Below are 18,311 nucleotides of genomic sequence, written 5' to 3' on the forward strand. Positions count from 1 at the left end.
AATTTTAATTAACTTTATCAGCTAATTCCAGCAGGCAGGCATCGCCATAGGAATAAAATCTGTAATTATTTTGAACGGCATGGTTATAGGCTTTTTTCATTGTGTTCAGCCCTGAAAAAGCTGAAACGAGCATAAATAATGTTGATTTGGGCAAGTGAAAATTGGTCAAAAGCATGTCGGCAGCTCTGAAACGATAACCGGGTTTAATAAAAATATCAGTCGCTTTTGCAAACGGCATTATCCGTCCGTCATCTCTTGCCGCAGACTCCAATAGTCTTAAAGACGTCGTCCCAACACAACAAATTTTATGGCCGTCTTGCTTTGATCTATTGAGCCTTTCAGCGATCTCAGGCTTAACTTCGCCCCACTCTGCATGCATTTTATGATTAGCAGTGTTTTCGACTTTGACAGGCAAAAAGGTTCCTGCACCTACATGTAATGTCACACGGCATATCTCAACCCCTATCACTTCAAGCTTTGCCTGTAAATCGGGAGTAAAATGAAGCCCCGCAGTCGGTGCCGCTACCGCGCCGTCATGTTCAGCGAATAAAGTTTGATAATCTTGGTTATCTTTATCATCTGGTTGGCGTTTACCAGCTATATACGGGGGTAAAGGCATGGATCCGATAAGCCCAAGAAGCTCATCCATTTTGTTTAATGATAAATTAAAATCAATTAACGCCTCGCCTTGTTCTTTTTCCAAAACGGTTGCTTGATATGTAATGCCAGCCGTATCCTCAAAACGGATAACATCACCTTGCTTCACCTTTTTTGCAGGCTTGAGCAGACATTTCCAAGCACTCGCACCTTGTCGTTCAATAAGGTTAAGCTCTATTTTAGCGCCCAGATTTTGTTCTGCATCTATAGCAGCATCACTAAGCCGGGTTCCTGAAAGTTTGGCCGGAATCACCCGTGTATCATTGACAACCAGTGCATCGCCCTTTGAAAAGTAGGATGGTAAGTTTCGGATAATTCTATCAGTGAGATGACCGTTAGGTGCAACATGAAGGAGTTTTGCAGCGTCACGCGGTGAGGCAGGACGCAACGCAATCAGTTCGTCTGGCAGGTCAAAGTCAAATGCTTCAACCTGCATACGTTTTACTTTTCGTCATCAGTTTCCGCAAGACGCATGGTTACGATATAATCAGGTTCTTCCGGTGGCTCACCTTTGGCTATAGCATCAACATGCTCCATGCCCTCAATGACTTCAGCAAAAACTGTATATTGCCGGTTCAAGAATTCTGCATCTTCCAGACAAATAAAGAACTGACTGTTCGCACTGTCAGGATGTTGGGCGCGCGCCATACCAATCGTACCGCGTAAAAATGGTTCAGTCGAAAATTCCGCCCGTAAATCAGGATAGTCAGAACCACCCATACCAGTTCCCGTTGGATCTCCGGTTTGAGCCATGAAACCGTCAATAACGCGATGAAAGATAATGTTATCGTAGAATTTTTGTTCAGCGAGTTGTTTAATTCTCTCGACATGTTTTGGCGCCAAATCATCTCTGAGGCGTATTTTAACTACGCCTGTGCTAAGCTCCAATATCATAACAGACTCCTTTTCTGACGCGGAAGCAGGGGTTAGGGAAAGAGGTAGGATGATACAGAAAAATGCAAATAAATATTTAATGTTACGCATTGAATAACACTCCTAACACATTAATTTAGTTTAGCTTTTAGTTTTTCACAAATTGATGTTGGGCAAAACATGCTTACATCACCTTTTAGCTGAGCAATTTGACGAACTTGAGTTGACGAAATATGAGAAATTTCCGGCGAGGCCGCCAGGAAAACTGTTTCAACTGGTGATGATGTCTGACGATTAATATTTGCCATTTGAGTTTCGTAATTAAAATCACCAGTATTACGAAGACCTCGCAAGATCACATTGGCGCCATATTGCTCTGCAGCATGAACCATAAGTCCTTCAAAAGCTACAACTTGAACCTTGTCTACTTGGTCAGGAAGGCAATTTGAGATTTCCAGACTTATCATTTCAAGACGTTCTTCAATTGTGAAAATCGGTTTTTTGGTTGCGCTTACACCCACACCAATTACCAGACTGTTCACAAGGCTTAAGCCGCGCGTGATGATATCGAGATGACCGAAAGTTAATGGATCAAAACTTCCCGGATAAAAACCTTTTAGCATTATGCATCCCCTGCATCTGATGTGTCATCAGATGACGCACTTGAAGTCGTGGAAGTTTCATCATTTCCCAAACCATCATCAGGTATGGCCTCATCAGAAGTTTCGTTAAGACAAATTACGGAAACAACATGAGCATCCTCATCAGTCTTAAAGATGGTAACACCCTGCGTATTCCGCCCAGCAACACGAACATCATTGACGGGACATCTTATCAAAGTCCCGCTATCGGTCACCAACATAATCTGATCGGTTTCTTTGATAGGGAATGAAGCAACCAAAGGCCCGTTCCGGTCGGTCACAGTCATGGCAATAATACCCTTCCCGCCACGACCTGAAACGCGGTATTCATATGCTGAGGATCGTTTGCCATAGCCGTTTTCACTTACAGTCAACAGGAATTGTTCTTGTGCCCCCATTGCGGCATAGCGCTCAGGGCTTAGCACAGCTTCTTCACTTGTCTCCTCAAGTTCAGTGTCGTTCACATCTTCATCAGTTTCATCGGTAGCACGCCGGAGCATCGCAGCTTGTTTCAGATAGCTGTTGCGCTCTGCCGGTGAGGCATCACTATGCATCAAAATGGAAAGAGAAATAACCTTTTCATCCTTACCCAGCTTGATACCTCTCACACCTGTAGAGTTACGACTTCGGAAGACCCGAACATCGGTAACAGGAAAGCGAATACAGCGACCAGCATTATTGGTGAGCAGCACATCATCATTCTCTGTGCACAATTCAACACCGACAATAACCTCCCCTTCTTCCGGTTTCATTGCGATTTTGCCGCTTTTGTTAATATTTACAAAAGCTGATAAATCATTCCGCCGGACATTACCGAAGCCTGTTGCGAACATGACGTGATAATTACTCCAGCTATCCTCATCCTGAGGAAGCGCCATAATTGCAGCGATGGTCTCGTCTTCTTTTAAGGGCAATAAATTAACAAGCGCCTTGCCACGCGATTGCGGATTACCAACTGGCAAACGCCAAACTTTCATTTTGTAAACCATTCCTGTTGTTGAGAAGAACAACACAGGTTGATGGGTATTTGCCGCAAAAATACGGGTAACAAAATCTTCGTCCTTTGTGGACATGCCGGAGCGACCTTTACCACCCCGCTTTTGCGCCCGGTAAGTAGATAACGGAACACGTTTGATGTAACCAGAATGACTTACCGTCACAACCATTTCCTCTGAGGGAATAAGGTCTTCATCATCAACTTCGAACTCATCTTCAATAATTTCAGTACGTCGCGGCGTTGAAAATTCATCCCTTACAGTGGTCAACTCATCGCTGATAATTGAGAGAACACGCTCACGGCTGCCGAGGATATCAAGATAATCAGTAATTTTCCCACCCAACTCGCTCAGTTCACCACCAATTTCATCTCGGCCCATAGCTGTGAGGCGTTGAAGGCGCAGTTCAAGAATGGCACGGGCCTGCGCTTCACTGAGGACATATTTACCCTTGTCATCAATGCGGTGGCGTGGGTCATCAATCAGGCGAATAAGGTCTGCAACATCTGCGGCATCCCAGGCGCGAGTCATAAGTTCTTCGCGTGCGATTTGCGGTGAAGCCGCTTTACGGATAACTGCAATCACCTCATCAATATTCGCTACGGCTATCGCCAAACCGACCAACACATGAGCTCTGTCGCGGGCTTTATCAAGTTCAAACTTAGTACGACGCGTAACAACAACTTCACGAAAAGCAATGAAAGCTTTTAAAATGGAACGTAGATTGAGTAATTCTGGTTTGCCACTATTCAGCGCCAGCATATTAGCCCCAAAGCTGGTTTGGAGACTGGAGAAACGATAAAGCTGGTTCAGCACAACCTCCGGTACAGCTTCCCGCTTTAATTCAACGACAATTCTCATCCCATCGCGATCCGACTCATCCCGAATATCAGCAATGCCTTCCAGTGTTTTCTCCCGCACCAATTCGGCGATCTTTTCAATCATGGAAGTTTTATTAACTTGATATGGAATTTCCGTTACAACAATCGCCAGTCGCCCTTTACGAATTTCCTCGACCTCAGCCTTACCCCGCATAACGATAGAGCCACGCCCAGTCAAAATGGCAGACAGAGCGCCTCTGCGGCCTAAAATCTGCCCACCTGTCGGGAAGTCAGGGCCAGGGACAATTGTATTTAATTCATTATCCTCTAACTCAGGATTTTCTATCAACGCCAGGGTGGCATTAATCACTTCCCCAAGGTTATGCGGTGGAATATTGGTCGCCATACCAACAGCGATACCGTTTGCCCCATTAACGAGTAGATTTGGAAAACGAGCAGGTAAAACAACCGGCTCACGCTCCGAGTTGTCATAGTTATCCTGAAAATCGACTGTGTTGCGGTCAATATCCTCAAGCAACGAATGTGCCGACTTGGCCATTCTCACCTCAGTATATCTCATAGCCGCTGCTGGATCACCGTCAATCGAACCAAAATTACCCTGCCCGTCTAAAAGGGGTAAACGCATTGAGAAATCTTGCGCCATCCGAACCAAAGCGTCATAGATCGATTGATCACCATGCGGGTGATATTTACCGATAACATCACCGACAACGCGCGCAGACTTACGATAAGGTTTGTTATAGTCATACCCATTTTCATTCATCGAAAACAGTATACGGCGATGAACAGGCTTTAAGCCGTCCCTGACATCCGGCAAAGCACGACTCACGATCACGCTCATAGCGTAATCGAGATAAGATGTTCTCATCTCATCTTCGATATTAATAGGACTGACATCAAAATCGGGGGGCACATCCCCACCACCGGCAGCTATTGGCGGATCGTCACCATTACCATTACCCATATCATCAGATATTATTTCATCTTCAGGCAGGGTATCGGTTTCGACCTCGTCGTCAGGGGCATCGTTAGAATCGTCGTTCAATTTTTTGGCTTTTCCTGCATTAAATTTTTTGGAAAATTTCCATGTTTATTTATAGCATTTTAGAGCTATGAGTCGCAATAAATCCTTGCACTAGAAACAGGAAAATTTATCTTTAAATCAATAGGTTAAAATGGAATGTCACCATCCATATCACCACCCGGAGATGACGGGGGCAAACTATCGCCACCACCACCTGAGCCTATACTTCCAGTTGAACTTCCTGCAAAATCACCACCACCTTGACGACTATCAAGCATGGTTAGATTACCGTTGTACCCCTGCAAAACAACTTCGGTTGTATATTTATCTTGACCGTTTTGATCCTGCCATTTGCGGGTTTGGAGTTGCCCCTCCAGATAGACTTTGGAGCCCTTTCGAAGGTATTGCTCGGCGATTTTTGCAAGGCCTTCATTGAAAATCACCACGCGATGCCATTCTGTTTTCTCTCTTCTCTCACCGGTATTTTTGTCTTTCCAGCTTTCACCTGTTGCAACACTTAGATTGGCAATAGGTCTGCCGTCTTTTGTTTGACGAATTTCTGGGTCTGCCCCCAGATTCCCGACGAGAATAACTTTATTGATACTACCAGCCATTTTTTCTCCAATCTTTATTACGTTATAAATTTAGTGATGACTCGGCTCTAAGTATCAACCATAGCACGGCATTCTTGTGGAAAACTTATTTAAATTGTCATTCATAATCGTTAAACAATAGTCATTGACAGCATAATAAATATTGCTCGTGTTAGGATGCGAACTAACTCCTGACATGTATAAAGATAGGTCAAACACGCAGATGCCCGCAAAACGCAAAACAGACAATATTCCGGCTCCATTACAAGCTAAAAATATGAGCATTGTCGGTGCGCGCGAACATAACCTCAAAGATATTTCTATCGTTCTGCCCCGCGATAAAATGATTGTTATTACGGGTCTTTCAGGCTCCGGTAAAAGTTCTCTGGCATTTGATACTATTTATGCTGAAGGTCAACGGCGTTACGTTGAAAGCCTCTCAGCCTATGCCCGACAGTTTCTGGAAATGATGCAAAAACCGGATGTAGACCAGATTGACGGCTTATCTCCGGCAATTTCAATTGAACAAAAAACCACATCCAAAAATCCACGCTCAACAGTTGGAACAGTCACAGAGATTTATGATTATCTGCGCCTGTTGTTTGCGCGTGTTGGTATCCCATATTCACCTGCAACAGGCCTGCCGATAGAAAGCCAAACCGTTAGCCAGATGGTTGACCGTATTATGGCACTTCCCGAAGGTACAAGACTTTATCTGCTTGCACCCATTGTGCGCGGACGCAAAGGCGAATACCGCAAAGATTTTGCAGAATTACAAAAACGCGGCTTTCAGCGTGTGAAGGTTGACGGCAATTATTATGAAATCTCAGATGTGCCGACACTCGACAAGAAATTCAAACACGACATTGATGTGGTTGTAGATCGCATTGTCGTTAAACCTGACCTCGGCAATCGGCTTGCTGATAGTATGGAAATTGCTCTGCAACTCACAGACGGCATTGCTGTTGCTGAGATGGCAGATAGCAAGGAAGAGGAACCAGAGAAAATTGTGTTCTCCTCGCGTTTTGCATGCCCTGTCTCGGGTTTTACAATTGACGAAATCGAACCTCGGTTATTTTCCTTTAATAATCCGTTTGGCGCCTGCCCTGACTGTGACGGCCTGGGGACACAATTTTTTATAGATCCTGAAGCGATTGTGCCTGACCAAACCTTATCCTTAAGAGAGGGCGCGATCGTCCCATGGGCCAAGTCCGGCACATCCTCGCCTTATTATACGCAAACACTCGAAAGCCTCGCTGAACATTACGGTTTTTCTCTAAATGACCCGTGGCATGATCTCGACGCTAAAGCACAGAAAGTCATTCTTTATGGAAGCAATAAAGAACCCGTCAAATTCACTTATGATGACGGAACACGAAGCTTTAAAACAACAAAACCATTTGAGGGGGTTGTTGGCAATCTGGAGAGACGATACCGCGAGACAGACAGTTCATGGATGCGTGAAGAAATAGAAAAATTCCAATCCAAGACCCACTGTGAAACATGTGGTGGTTATCGACTCAAACCGGAAGCTCTGGCAGTTAAAATTGCAAACCTGCATATTGGTGAAGTGGTTGAGATGTCGATTCTTGACGCGGATAGATGGTTTGCAGATTTAGACAAACATCTCAATTCAAAACAGGCTGAAATTGCTTCACGGATTCTTAAAGAAATCCGTGAGAGGCTAAAATTCCTGAATGATGTCGGACTTGATTACCTTACCCTTTCTCGCAATTCAGGCACACTATCTGGCGGGGAAAGTCAACGTATTCGCTTGGCCTCCCAAATCGGATCGGGTCTGACAGGCGTTCTTTACGTGCTGGATGAGCCATCTATTGGCTTACATCAGCGCGACAATGCACGACTTTTAGAAACCCTGACGCGACTTCGCGATCTCGGTAACACGGTGATTATTGTTGAACATGATGAGGATGCTATTCTTGCTGCAGACCATGTGGTTGATATTGGCCCTGGTGCAGGTGTTCATGGCGGCGAGATTATCGCTGAAGGTACACCCGCAAAAATCAAAAGTGCAAAGAAAAGCCTAACCGGACAATATCTCTCAGGCACTAAGTCTATTCCTGTACCCCCCAAAAGGCGCGAGGCTTATCTTGGGCGGCATCTTAGAGTTGTCGAAGCAAGCGGTAATAACCTTAAAAACGTAACAACTGATATTCCTCTCGGCACATTCACCTGCGTAACAGGTGTGTCGGGGGGTGGTAAGTCAACACTCTTGCTTGATACACTTTACAAAGCAACTGCGCGGAAACTTCATAATGCGCGGGATTTGCCCTCCCCGCATAAAGCTATTGAAGGCTTAGAACATCTCGACAAGGTGATTGATATTGACCAGTCGCCCATTGGCAGAACGCCGCGCTCTAATCCTGCGACCTATACAGGTGCTTTCACACCTATTCGTGAATGGTTCTCAGGTCTGCCGGAGGCGAAGGTGCGTGGCTACAAGCCGGGCCGATTTTCATTCAATGTGAAAGGTGGCCGCTGTGAAGCCTGTCAGGGAGATGGTGTTATCAAAATCGAAATGCACTTCCTCCCTGATGTTTATGTTGAATGTGATGTTTGTAACGGTAAGCGCTATAACCGAGAAACGCTGGAAGTTAAGTTCAAAGATAAAAATATCGCTGATATCCTCGATATGACAGTCGATGAAGCGGCAGATTTTTTTAAGGCCGTGCCTGTTATCCGAGATAAGATGGTAACGCTTCAACGTGTTGGATTGGGCTATATCAAAGTTGGGCAACAGGCGACAACGCTTTCAGGTGGTGAGGCTCAACGCGTCAAACTTGCCAAAGAACTTTCCAGACGTGCCACAGGCCGAACACTCTATATTCTGGATGAACCAACCACAGGCCTTCACTTCCATGATGTCGCAAAACTTCTGGATGTTTTACATGAACTGGTTGATGCCGGTAACACAGTAGCTGTTATTGAACACAATCTCGAAGTGATTAAAACTGCTGATAAAGTAATCGATTTAGGGCCAAATGGTGGTCATGGTGGCGGAGAAATTGTTGCCGCTGGTACACCTGAAGAAGTCGCTTCTGTCAAAGAAAGTTATACGGGTCAGTTTTTGTCTAAACTTTTAAAAAAACCTAAACTAACTTCCAAGCCTTCTGCTAAACCACAAAGAACTACAGCAAAAGCTGCTGAATAAAGCTTCCATCCAGCGTCTGCTTAATTTATGAGTAACCATGGAGCATGTCGATTATGAGCAGTGATAGAGTTCACATTGTAGGTGGTGGTCTTGCCGGATCTGAAGCCGCATGGCAATTAGCGCAATCTGGAATTGCTGTGACACTTTACGAAATGCGCCCTCATCGTAAAACCGAAGCACACGTCACAGACGGGCTTGCAGAACTTGTTTGTTCAAACTCGTTTCGATCCGATGATGCAGAAACGAATGCTGTGGGTCTCTTACATGCTGAACTTCGGGACGCGAATAGCCTAATTATGAGATGTGCTGACACGCATCAATTACCCGCAGGAGGTGCGCTTGCCGTTGACCGTGAAGGTTTCTCGCAATCCGTTACGAAAGAGCTTGAAAATCATCCACTCGTGACACTTAAACGCGAAGAGGTGACACATATTGACCCTGATTGGGCGCATGTGATTATTGCCTCAGGCCCGTTAACCTCCCCCGCTTTATCAGAAGTAATCTCAAAAATGACAGGCAGCGATAAGCTTGCTTTTTTTGATGCGATTGCGCCGATTGTCTACCGTGACAGTATTAATATGGATATTTGTTGGGAACAGTCCCGTTATGACAAATCCGGGCCTGGTGGGGATGGAAAAGACTACATTAACTGTCCCATGAATGAAGCGCAATATCATGAATTTATAGATGCCCTCATTGATGGTGAAACCGCAGACTTCAAGCAATGGGAAGAAGATACACCTTATTTTAATGGGTGTTTGCCAATTGAGGTCATGGCCGCACGCGGGCGTGAAACTTTACGTCATGGCCCCATGAAACCACGCGGGTTGACAAATGCCCATAATTCAGACGTAAAACCTTATGCAGTAGTCCAACTTCGTCAAGATAATGCATTGAAAACACTTTATAATATTGTCGGATTTCAGACTAAGATGAAATACGGCGCTCAGGCAGATATCTTGCGCCTTATACCCGGACTTGAAGACGCAAGGTTCGCCAGATTAGGGGGGCTGCATCGTAATACATTTCTGAACAGCCCAAGCCTGCTCACTGAAGATTTAACACTGAGAACAGTCCAAAATATCCGTTTTGCCGGACAAATAACAGGTGTTGAAGGATATGTAGAAAGCACAGCAATTGGCCTTCTCGCGGGATTATTTACAGCTGCTCAAATTCAAAACCGGCAATTGTCACCACCACCCATGACGACTGCATTGGGAGCCTTGCTGGCACATATTACCAAAAACGCCAATAAGGATACGTTCCAACCCATGAATATTAATTTCGGCTTGATGCCAGAGATTTTACAAACCGAAGCGACATTTATCCATGCTGAAACTGGTGAAAAATTACGTGGAAAAGCTCGTGCATTTGCCAAAAAACGTGCACGGCAAATAGGGTTTACTAGCCGTGCCAGACAGGATTTTGAAATATGGCGCCTCTCAGAATCAGCCTGTGTCTCGTTATAGTTTTCCCCAAAATGCCATTTTTAGTAAATGAAGCTGATAGAAGAACAATGATCTTGATTTATTAATATTTTGGGCATGTTTTTTTGAGAGTCCGATAATTAAAAAGGCGGGAAGAATAAGTTTTCGGTACTTTCGCGGCATGCCATTAAATAAAACTGTCGCTGTCTGAAGTTTTGCCTTAGCTGCTGAAACGATATCTGCCTGTATGTCACCAGGATAGGCCGTGGATAATCTTAACAATTCAAATCCGCTTCCGGCAGCCTTTAACATCCCTTCCGGTAAAATATCTTCGTTATCTTGCCCTAACACCCGCAATGCCGATTGCATGAATGGTACGCCTATTTCATGAGCTGAGTGTTCAATATCAGATAAATTCGGCTCTTCTTTATCAAATAACCCTTCGCGTCCATTTATGAGCTTATGCAATAAGTCACGCGGCAGGCTGGAAGCATTTAGAAAACAGCTAATGGGCGCAGTATCAAGATGTTTGCCGTCAATTACCTCACGCCACCATTGATAACGTATCGTTCCCAGCATGGGTTCGCTGACAATAAAAGGAATACGCGCACTATCTGCATAAATACTATAGAGAGTAAGCATATCAGTGCGACGTTCATCAGGCGTAAAGAGATGGCATAAGAATAAATCTCCATCAAGGCTTCGTAATTCATCTCTAAAGATTGCAATATCCTGCATATTTCATTCGCCCATAAAAAAGGCTACACGCATCATTAAGATCCGTGCAGCCTTAATCATTTGATATTCCTAGTACAGGTTTTGCGCTGCAACCATTGAGAAAAGCATAGGAACAGAGAGCATTGTGTTCGTGCGTGAGAACAACATCGCGGTTCTAGCAGATGCAGCCTTTGTGTCCGCATCGGCTTCCACAATACCTAACGCTCTTTTCTGATTAGGCCAGATGACAAACCAAACATTGAACCACATTATTGTACCAAGCCACATGCCAATGCCAATCATTGTATGCTTTTCAACGGCAAAGCCTTCTGATGCCCCAAGGGTAATCGCCTCAACAAAATAGCCATTAGCAGCCGCCAAAAGAAGACCGGAAATGATTGTAATCATTGCGCCCCAGCGAAACCACCATAGGGCGGCAGGCGCAATCACCTTGCCAATTGCTGGTTTTTGCTCATCGGGAATATTCGGCATGTTTGGAATTTGTACAAAGTTAAAATAGTACAGAATACCAATCCACATAATCCCGGCCAGAACATGGAGATAACGAAGAACGAACGCCCCAAAATTATGATCGAACACACCCATATGTATCTGCGCGTAGATAATAAGTAGAACAGTTGCCAGGACAAAACCGGCAATAACTGTGTTTCGAAGTGAAGTTAAAATTGACGCCATAAAACCCTCCATCAAATAAATTTATTAAACAAACCTAAAGCTGCCTTGGTGTTGAAACAAGCGAAAAAACCTTACTTCACGCCCTAAATCTGGTCTTTTGCGGCCTCAGACCAATCACGCTTAACACCAAGATACATTAAAACTGGCGCAGCGATAAAGATTGATGAATAAGTCCCAACAAAAACACCCCAAATCATCGCTAAAGTAAAGCCGCGTATCACCTCACCGCCTAATATATAAAGCGAAAAAAGAGCCAGAAGCGTTGTGACCGAAGTCATAACGGTACGCGACAAGGTGCTATTAATCGACAGATTGGCTAATTCAGACAAAGGCATTTTCTTGAACCGGCGTAAATTTTCACGCACACGGTCATACACAACAACCGTATCATTCATTGAATAACCAACAATCGTCAAAATTGCCGCGATAATTGATAAGTTAAATTCCAACTGAATGAGGCAAAAAACACCAATGGTCAAGATAATATCATGTATCAGTGCCAGAACCGCACCAACAGAAAACTGCCATTCAAAACGTAACCAGATGTAAAAGAGCATAAGACCAATCGCAACCGTTACCGCTAAAAAACCCGCACGGACAAGCTCACCGCTTATCTGAGGGCCAACGACCTCAACCCTTCGGAATGTCACATCTTGCGGGAGTGCATTGCGGATTTGATCAACTGCAGAGAGGTTTTCTGCATTATCAGTCGCATCAGCTTTTTCACCAACGCGTATCAACACATCTTCAGGACTACCAAATTCTTGAATTTGCACCTCACCCAAGTCAAGACTGCCAATAATATCGCGCAAATCGGCAATATCAGCTGGACCATTTGTGCCGATTTCAATAAGCGTACCGCCTTTAAAATCTATGCCAAAATTCAGCCCTTGAGTAAAAAACAACCCCAATGAAGCGATAACTAAACTGGCCGAGACAATAAAACTCGCAATATGAAGGCGGATAAAATCAATTTTTGTTTCGGCTGGAACGAGCTTTAATGTCCACATGATAAATCCATTTTATATTGTCAGTTTTTCGATGCGATTTTTGGAACCGTAATTAAGAGCCACCATTAAGCGCGTGACCGTAAAAGCGGTAAATACCGACGTGATAATTCCGATGCCAAGTGTGACAGCAAAACCGCGCACTGGGCCGGAACCCAGATAGAACAAAATCATTGCTGAAATCAATGTGGTAATATTGGCATCCAAGATAGTGCCGAGTGCTCTGCTATAACCGGAGTCAATCGCCATCAGTGCCGATTTACCGTTCCTGATTTCCTCACGAATCCGTTCAAAAATAAGAACATTAGCATCAACCGCCATACCTATCGTCAAAACAATACCCGCAATGCCGGGTAATGTCAGGGTAGCCTGTAAGAGTGACAACACGCCAACAATAAGCACCATATTTAAAATCAGAGCGATATTGGCAAAAAGTCCGAACATGGCATAGCTGATGAGAATAAAAATCATCACCGCAACAAAGCCGATAATGGACGCCCGCGTGCCCGCCTCAACAGAGTCAGCGCCCAGACCAGGCCCAACCGTGCGCTCCTCAAGAATATTCAAAGGCGCAGGAAGCGCACCCGCACGAAGCAAAATAGCTAAATCATTTGCCGTCTCTACAGTAAAACTTCCGGTAATACGACCCGACCCTCCCATTATAGGTGAACGGATTACCGGTGCAGAAATCACTTTATCATCCAGGACGATAGCAAACGGGTTACCAACATTCGCCTTGGTTACCTCGCCAAACTTTCTGCCACCAACCGAGTCAAATCTAAAATCAACTTCCGGCTCGCCGGTTTGCGGATCAAAGCCGACACTGGCATCTACCAAGCGTTCACCACTAACCATAACGCGCTTGCGGATGACATAAGGCTCTGCGGGAGATGTTTCAGAAAACACCAACTTAGAGCCTGACGGTATACGCGCCCCAGCAACTGCATCATAACCGGAAACATTACGATCTAAGAGATGGAAGTTCATTTTCGCAGTTTGCCCAAGCAATGCTTTTAATCTCTCTGGATCATCTAGACCCGGCACCTGAACAAGAATACGCGAAGTACCTTGGCGCTGAATAGAAGGTTCGGTTGTGCCAAGTTCATCAATTCTACGGCGTACAATCTCTATGGATTGCTCAACGGATTTTAACACGCGATTTTGAAGGGCTGCCTCAGTTAGCTTTATATTAAAGCGACCATTGCCAACATCCTCAACCTCAAGCTCTTCAGTTGATGCACCAGAAAAAAGATTTGTTGTAATGGGCATGGATAGCTCATTTAGAACATCACGCGCCGCATCCAGTTGCGCCGCATCCCGAATAAAAACGGTGGCATAATCTTCTTTTATAGCAATCTGGCTATAACCAATCCGCGCTTCACGTAAATTCAAACGCATGTCGGATAGCAGATTTTCAAGTCTCTCCTTAACAATCGCTTCTACCTCAACCTCAAGCAGCAAGTGAGAGCCGCCCTGCAGATCAAGACCGAGATTAAGTTGATTTTTCGGAAAGAAATCCGGCAGGTCATTTACCGACTCTTCATTATAAAGGTTAGGAACAGAGAAGATTATACCGGCAAAAAGGCATGCCAGTATCAAAAAGATTTTCGGTTTGGAGAAATAAAGCATTTAAAGTTATTTTTTTTCTGCTGGTTCAGTTTTCGATCTCACTGTCAAAATCATTGAGCGTACAATTGTAATACGGACATCTTTTGCGACGTCAATTTGAAGCTCATTTTCTTCAACTTTGGCAATTTTGCCAATTAATCCTCCTTGTGTAACCACCGTATCACCGCGTCTTAAACCATCAATCAGATTTTGGTGTTCTTTCTGACGCTTATTCTGTGGTCGGATAATCATGAAGTAGACAATCAGAAATACCATCGCCAGCGGAAAGAACAGATCAAACAATGATCCGGTGGAGGCAGGAGCAGATTGTGCAAAGGCTTGTGTAATAAACATTAAACTCTCATTTTTTGAACGGATAGGAACTATATCCGTATAATTTGTTTTTGAAAACTATGTAAGCAGTTTTTGCGGGTTTATTGCCCGACTTCCTTGTCTTATTTCAAAATGTAGTTGAGGTTCAACAACATTTCCCGATTTTCCAGATTTTGCAATAACCTGCCCGCGCTTTACGCGACTCCCCTGTTTGACAAGAAATGACTGGGTATGTGCGTAAGCTGTTACATAGCCATTGGCGTGTTTAACCAACAACAGATTGCCAAAACCCGGTAAATCATTCCCAGCATAGACGACAACGCCATTTTCAGCCGCTTTCACTGGCGTCCCTAGTGGTACAGAGTAATTAATACCGTCATTATGAAGGCCATTCTTTTTGGCACCAAAGCCTGAAATGACACGACCTGAAACCGGTTGTAAAAAACTCCCCGATAAAATGGGTGGCGGCGGGGATGCTTTACTGCGCTTGGTAACCTGTCGTTTGGTGCTGCCCTGAGCCACAACAAGCTTTTGATCAATATTAAGATGATAAGGTGGACTTAAGTTATTTTGTCTAGCCAGTAAGTTCACATCCACACCGTAAGTACGAGATATGCTATAGAGCGTATCACCTTTTTTAATGGTAATTTCCCGTTGTGAAGGCAAGGTAATGACCTGCCCCTTATTAAGACGATAAGGTGGAGCCGCATTGTTAACGGCAATAAGATCCTGCACAGAAATACGGTTTCTTTTGGCTATGGTATAATAACTGTCACCGTCTCTTACACGTATCTGATTTGGTGATAAGCCTTGTGATGTTGCCACTGAAGAAGAACTGGCTTGAGCCGCTTGACGGGATTTAAAAAAAACATCCCCCGGGCGATCTGATCGTTCGCTGTCATACCATCTCTCACTACTTACTGGCGCGCAAGCAAGCACCGTCAGTAAAAGTAAAGCAGTTACGGCAAAAAAGGGTTTCATGAAGGAATTTTTAACGTGATTCCTGCCCCGATTGTTATGCCTATTAGCCGTAAATCTCGATGTGTGTTTTCCCACCCATATAAGGTTGCAAAGGTTCAGGAATAAAGACACGCCCTTGTGTATCCTGATAGTTTTCAAGCAAGGCAACTATGGTTCTGCCAACCGCAAGACCCGAGCCATTTAATGTATTGGCGAAATGCGTCTGTTTATCGCCTTTATGTCTGTATCTGGTTTTCATGCGCCGTGATTGAAAGTCTCCACATAGCGAGCACGAAGATATTTCTCGATAGCTATCCTGACCGGGCAACCAAACCTCAAGATCATAGGTTTTACGTGCAGAAAATCCCATATCTCCTGTGCACAGCAGCATCACACGATATGGCAAATCCAGTTTTTGCAGAATTGTTTCTGCACAATTCGTCATGCGTTCCAATTCGTCCTCACCATCTTCGGGCATGACAATAGAAACCAATTCTACCTTAGAAAACTGGTGCTGACGTATCATGCCACGCGTATCGCGACCTGCTGATCCGGCCTCAGAACGAAAGCAAGGGGTGTAGGCCGTGTATCGTAACGGCAAATCCTCGGCATCTAGAATCTGTTCCCGCACGAGATTGCTCAACGGCACTTCTGCGGTAGGAATAAGCCAAAAGCCCTCTTCGGTTCGGAATAAGTCTTCTTTGAATTTAGGTAATTGCCCCGTCCCAAATACTGCATCATCGCGAACAAGAGCTGGCGGCACGACTTCGGTATAACCAAACTCTTCTGTATGTGTATCAAGCATAAAATTAGCTAATGCGCGCTCAAGTCTGGCAAGCTGGCCTTGCAAAACAACAAATCTGGCACCGGAGATTTTAGCGGCGATCTCAAAGTCCATTTGCCCAAGTTCTTCACCAATATCGAAATGTTGTTTTGGATTTTCTATCTGCGGTGGCGTCCCAACTTTTTTGATTTCAACATTGGCATCCTCATCCGTTCCGATGGGGACATCTTCAAGGGGTATATTTGGAATCGCCGCGAGTGCATTTTCGAGTGCTTGAGAGGCCTCACGTTCCGACTCTTCTGCTGTTTGTAGTTGCTCTTTCATCGTGGCAACGTCATCCATTAATTTTTTTGCAAGGTCTTCATCCTTGGCGGCCTTGGCCTGCCCTATTTGTTTTGATGTTTCGTTTCTTTTAGTTTGTAACTCTTGCGCTTGACTCACCGCCCCCCGACGCGCCTCATCAAGAGTAAGAAGCTGTTGTGACATCGCTTCAGCCCCTCTGGATAAAAGCGCTTTATCAAACTTTTCCGGATTGTCACGAATGATAGAAATGTCGAGCATATCTAAACCTTATTCATCTGAAGCTTTGTCCATTGAGGCGCTTTGCTTAGCCTCCGTCATGGCTACCAACCATATTGAGATTTCGTATAAAAACAAGGTAGGCACGCCCAGCCCAATTTGACTGATAAGGTCTGGCGGTGTCAGGAGAGCAGCAACAGTGAACGTAATGACGATGGCATATTTTCTTTTACGCCTAAGACCATCAGCCGTAACAAGTCCGACACGGCCTAAAAGCGACAATATAATCGGCAATTGGAAGCAAAATCCAAAAGCCAGCATGAGTGTCATCACAAATCCAAGATATTCACTCACGCGATTCATCATGACGATGTCTGCCCCGTCGCGAGAGATTTGTTCCATCCCAATGAAGAATTGAAGCGCAAGCGGCATAATCAAGAAGAAAACCAAGGCCGCACCAGCAGAAAATAATAAGGGCGCCGACACCAGATAAGGAAGAAACGCACCGCGTTCATTTTTATAAAGTCCAGGCGCAAGAAAGCTATAAAGCTGAAAAGCAATATAAGGGAATGCTAAAAAAATTCCGCCAAACAAACCCAATTTTATCTGAGAAAACAAAAATTCGTGGGGCGCAGTGTAGATGAGTTGGAGGTCGGCATTCGGAGATACTGCCAACGCCGCCGCTTCATATGGGCTTAGTAAATAAGCAAATATAAAATCAGCAAAATAAAAACAAAAAGCAAAAGTAATCACCAGCGCAAAGAGAGATTTTAATAAGCGCGTTCGAAGCTCAACCAGATGATCCATTAACGGCGCCTCGCTCGCCTTCATGAGTGGATCATCAGTCATCTTTTTTATCCTCACCACTTGAAGAGGAGGTTTCATCTGGTTCTGCTAGTATTTGCACAGACTCTATCGGCTCAACAATTTCAGGAGGGGCCATGGCATCCGAGATATCATCCTCAATCTGACTCAACATGTTTTTAGGTGACACATTATCAGCAAATTTTTTCAGCTCTGATATTTCGGTTTCGCGGTCAAGCGCCTTGAGATTCAGTTGAAACTGCAAAGCTGCGTTTCTTAATGCAGATGTCATTTGACCAAGACGACGCATGAGACCGGGCAGTTCCTGTGGGCCGACAACAATCAGCACCAACACGGCCAGAAATAAAAACTCAGACCACCCAATATCAAACATGAATTAAATTTTTCCGTTAACTATTTGTATTATCTTCGGATTTATTCACATCAATCACATCTGCTTTGCCGGATGAGCTGTCATCATCAAGTTTATCCTTCGGGTCTTCACGAAGACCGGACTGGAAGCTTTTAATACCACGGGCCAGTTCACCCATGAGTGATGAAATACGACCCCTCCCGAATAACAAAATCACGAGCAGAATAATAAGAAGTATTTGCGGCGCACCAAGAGACATTAATCGACCTTTTCTATGTCTGGTTAT

General features: G+C 44.6%; 17 protein-coding genes. 2 read left to right on the forward strand and 15 right to left on the reverse strand.

Annotated elements, in window-relative coordinates:
- Positions 1 to 4: 4 nt before the first annotated feature.
- The 5 genes from queA to ssb form a co-directional block, all read right to left on the reverse strand.
- Positions 5 to 1,093: a tRNA preQ1(34) S-adenosylmethionine ribosyltransferase-isomerase QueA gene (gene queA / locus RS24_RS01800; RefSeq protein WP_021776469.1), complete on the reverse strand. Its 1,089-nt coding sequence runs from the start codon at positions 1,091 to 1,093 to the stop codon at positions 5 to 7.
- 5 nt (positions 1,094 to 1,098) lie between these two features.
- Positions 1,099 to 1,551, reverse strand: a complete 453-nt coding sequence (locus tag RS24_RS01805; protein ID WP_038300550.1) for a peptidylprolyl isomerase — start codon at positions 1,549 to 1,551, stop codon at positions 1,099 to 1,101.
- A gap of 110 nt (positions 1,552 to 1,661) precedes the next feature.
- A complete protein-coding gene (gene coaD, locus RS24_RS01810) occupies positions 1,662 to 2,153 on the reverse strand; it encodes a pantetheine-phosphate adenylyltransferase (protein WP_021776471.1) in 492 nt (163 codons plus the stop codon).
- On the reverse strand, positions 2,153 to 4,972 hold the full coding sequence (gene gyrA / locus RS24_RS01815; RefSeq protein WP_051295582.1) for a DNA gyrase subunit A: 2,820 nt from the start codon (positions 4,970 to 4,972) through the stop codon (positions 2,153 to 2,155). Before gyrA ends, coaD begins: the two co-directional genes overlap by 1 nt.
- Before the next feature lie 206 nt (positions 4,973 to 5,178).
- Positions 5,179 to 5,646 carry a single-stranded DNA-binding protein gene (gene ssb, locus RS24_RS01820; protein ID WP_021776473.1) on the reverse strand — a complete coding sequence of 156 codons (468 nt, stop codon included), beginning with the start codon at positions 5,644 to 5,646 and terminating at the stop codon, positions 5,179 to 5,181.
- A gap of 202 nt (positions 5,647 to 5,848) precedes the next feature.
- Between ssb and uvrA the strand changes: the two genes are divergently transcribed.
- The gene (gene uvrA / locus RS24_RS01825) at positions 5,849 to 8,797 is read left to right on the forward strand and encodes an excinuclease ABC subunit UvrA (RefSeq protein ID WP_021776474.1); all 2,949 of its coding nucleotides are present in this window, start codon (positions 5,849 to 5,851) and stop codon (positions 8,795 to 8,797) included.
- 44 nt (positions 8,798 to 8,841) lie between these two features.
- On the forward strand, positions 8,842 to 10,266 hold the full coding sequence (trmFO, locus tag RS24_RS01830; protein WP_420885937.1) for a methylenetetrahydrofolate--tRNA-(uracil(54)-C(5))-methyltransferase (FADH(2)-oxidizing) TrmFO: 1,425 nt from the start codon (positions 8,842 to 8,844) through the stop codon (positions 10,264 to 10,266).
- Here trmFO and RS24_RS01835 read toward each other — a convergent pair.
- From RS24_RS01835 to RS24_RS01880, 10 genes are all read right to left on the reverse strand, one after another.
- On the reverse strand, positions 10,261 to 10,962 hold the full coding sequence (locus tag RS24_RS01835; protein ID WP_021776476.1) for a squalene/phytoene synthase family protein: 702 nt from the start codon (positions 10,960 to 10,962) through the stop codon (positions 10,261 to 10,263). The two genes, trmFO and RS24_RS01835, sit on opposite strands and share 6 nt — an antisense overlap.
- Positions 10,963 to 11,031: 69 nt before the next feature.
- Positions 11,032 to 11,637: a urate hydroxylase PuuD gene (locus tag RS24_RS01840; RefSeq protein ID WP_021776477.1), complete on the reverse strand. Its 606-nt coding sequence runs from the start codon at positions 11,635 to 11,637 to the stop codon at positions 11,032 to 11,034.
- An 83-nt stretch (positions 11,638 to 11,720) separates the two neighbouring features.
- On the reverse strand, positions 11,721 to 12,647 hold the full coding sequence (gene secF / locus RS24_RS01845; RefSeq protein ID WP_021776478.1) for a protein translocase subunit SecF: 927 nt from the start codon (positions 12,645 to 12,647) through the stop codon (positions 11,721 to 11,723).
- Positions 12,648 to 12,659: 12 nt separating this feature from the next.
- Positions 12,660 to 14,273 carry a protein translocase subunit SecD gene (gene secD / locus RS24_RS01850; RefSeq protein WP_021776479.1) on the reverse strand — a complete coding sequence of 538 codons (1,614 nt, stop codon included), beginning with the start codon at positions 14,271 to 14,273 and terminating at the stop codon, positions 12,660 to 12,662.
- A 6-nt stretch (positions 14,274 to 14,279) separates the two neighbouring features.
- The gene (gene yajC / locus RS24_RS01855) at positions 14,280 to 14,606 is read right to left on the reverse strand and encodes a preprotein translocase subunit YajC (protein WP_021776480.1); all 327 of its coding nucleotides are present in this window, start codon (positions 14,604 to 14,606) and stop codon (positions 14,280 to 14,282) included.
- 57 nt (positions 14,607 to 14,663) lie between these two features.
- Positions 14,664 to 15,566: a M23 family metallopeptidase gene (locus tag RS24_RS01860; protein WP_021776481.1), complete on the reverse strand. Its 903-nt coding sequence runs from the start codon at positions 15,564 to 15,566 to the stop codon at positions 14,664 to 14,666.
- A 43-nt stretch (positions 15,567 to 15,609) separates the two neighbouring features.
- On the reverse strand, positions 15,610 to 16,890 hold the full coding sequence (gene serS / locus RS24_RS01865; protein WP_021776482.1) for a serine--tRNA ligase: 1,281 nt from the start codon (positions 16,888 to 16,890) through the stop codon (positions 15,610 to 15,612).
- Positions 16,891 to 16,899: 9 nt separating this feature from the next.
- Positions 16,900 to 17,697 carry a twin-arginine translocase subunit TatC gene (gene tatC, locus RS24_RS01870; protein WP_021776483.1) on the reverse strand — a complete coding sequence of 266 codons (798 nt, stop codon included), beginning with the start codon at positions 17,695 to 17,697 and terminating at the stop codon, positions 16,900 to 16,902.
- Entirely contained in the window at positions 17,690 to 18,046 is a 357-nt protein-coding gene (gene tatB, locus RS24_RS01875; protein ID WP_021776484.1) for a Sec-independent protein translocase protein TatB, read from the reverse strand. The genes tatC and tatB overlap by 8 nt, the downstream gene beginning before the upstream one ends.
- 16 nt (positions 18,047 to 18,062) lie before the next feature.
- Positions 18,063 to 18,284, reverse strand: a complete 222-nt coding sequence (locus tag RS24_RS01880; RefSeq protein ID WP_021776485.1) for a twin-arginine translocase TatA/TatE family subunit — start codon at positions 18,282 to 18,284, stop codon at positions 18,063 to 18,065.
- Between the last annotated feature and the right edge of the window lie 27 nt (positions 18,285 to 18,311).

It is taken from the genome of Candidatus Micropelagos thuwalensis (assembly GCF_000469155.1).
Lineage (GTDB): Bacteria > Pseudomonadota > Alphaproteobacteria > RS24 > RS24 > Micropelagius > Micropelagius thuwalensis.

Bases quoted from the DNA above. Each gene is read 5' to 3' on its own strand.
- queA (WP_021776469.1), bottom strand. From the start codon at position 1,093: ATGCAGGTTGAAGCATTTGACTTTGACCTGCCAGACGAACTGATTGCG.
- RS24_RS01805 (WP_038300550.1), bottom strand. From the start codon at position 1,551: ATGATATTGGAGCTTAGCACAGGCGTAGTTAAAATACGCCTCAGAGAT.
- coaD (WP_021776471.1), bottom strand. From the start codon at position 2,153: ATGCTAAAAGGTTTTTATCCGGGAAGTTTTGATCCATTAACTTTCGGT.
- gyrA (WP_051295582.1), bottom strand. From the start codon at position 4,972: ATGGGTAATGGTAATGGTGACGATCCGCCAATAGCTGCCGGTGGTGGG.
- ssb (WP_021776473.1), bottom strand. From the start codon at position 5,646: ATGGCTGGTAGTATCAATAAAGTTATTCTCGTCGGGAATCTGGGGGCA.
- uvrA (WP_021776474.1), top strand. From the start codon at position 5,849: ATGCCCGCAAAACGCAAAACAGACAATATTCCGGCTCCATTACAAGCT.
- trmFO (WP_420885937.1), top strand. From the start codon at position 8,842: ATGTCGATTATGAGCAGTGATAGAGTTCACATTGTAGGTGGTGGTCTT.
- RS24_RS01835 (WP_021776476.1), bottom strand. From the start codon at position 10,962: ATGCAGGATATTGCAATCTTTAGAGATGAATTACGAAGCCTTGATGGA.
- RS24_RS01840 (WP_021776477.1), bottom strand. From the start codon at position 11,637: ATGGCGTCAATTTTAACTTCACTTCGAAACACAGTTATTGCCGGTTTT.
- secF (WP_021776478.1), bottom strand. From the start codon at position 12,647: ATGTGGACATTAAAGCTCGTTCCAGCCGAAACAAAAATTGATTTTATC.
- secD (WP_021776479.1), bottom strand. From the start codon at position 14,273: ATGCTTTATTTCTCCAAACCGAAAATCTTTTTGATACTGGCATGCCTT.
- yajC (WP_021776480.1), bottom strand. From the start codon at position 14,606: ATGTTTATTACACAAGCCTTTGCACAATCTGCTCCTGCCTCCACCGGA.
- RS24_RS01860 (WP_021776481.1), bottom strand. From the start codon at position 15,566: ATGAAACCCTTTTTTGCCGTAACTGCTTTACTTTTACTGACGGTGCTT.
- serS (WP_021776482.1), bottom strand. From the start codon at position 16,890: ATGCTCGACATTTCTATCATTCGTGACAATCCGGAAAAGTTTGATAAA.
- tatC (WP_021776483.1), bottom strand. From the start codon at position 17,697: ATGACTGATGATCCACTCATGAAGGCGAGCGAGGCGCCGTTAATGGAT.
- tatB (WP_021776484.1), bottom strand. From the start codon at position 18,046: ATGTTTGATATTGGGTGGTCTGAGTTTTTATTTCTGGCCGTGTTGGTG.
- RS24_RS01880 (WP_021776485.1), bottom strand. From the start codon at position 18,284: ATGTCTCTTGGTGCGCCGCAAATACTTCTTATTATTCTGCTCGTGATT.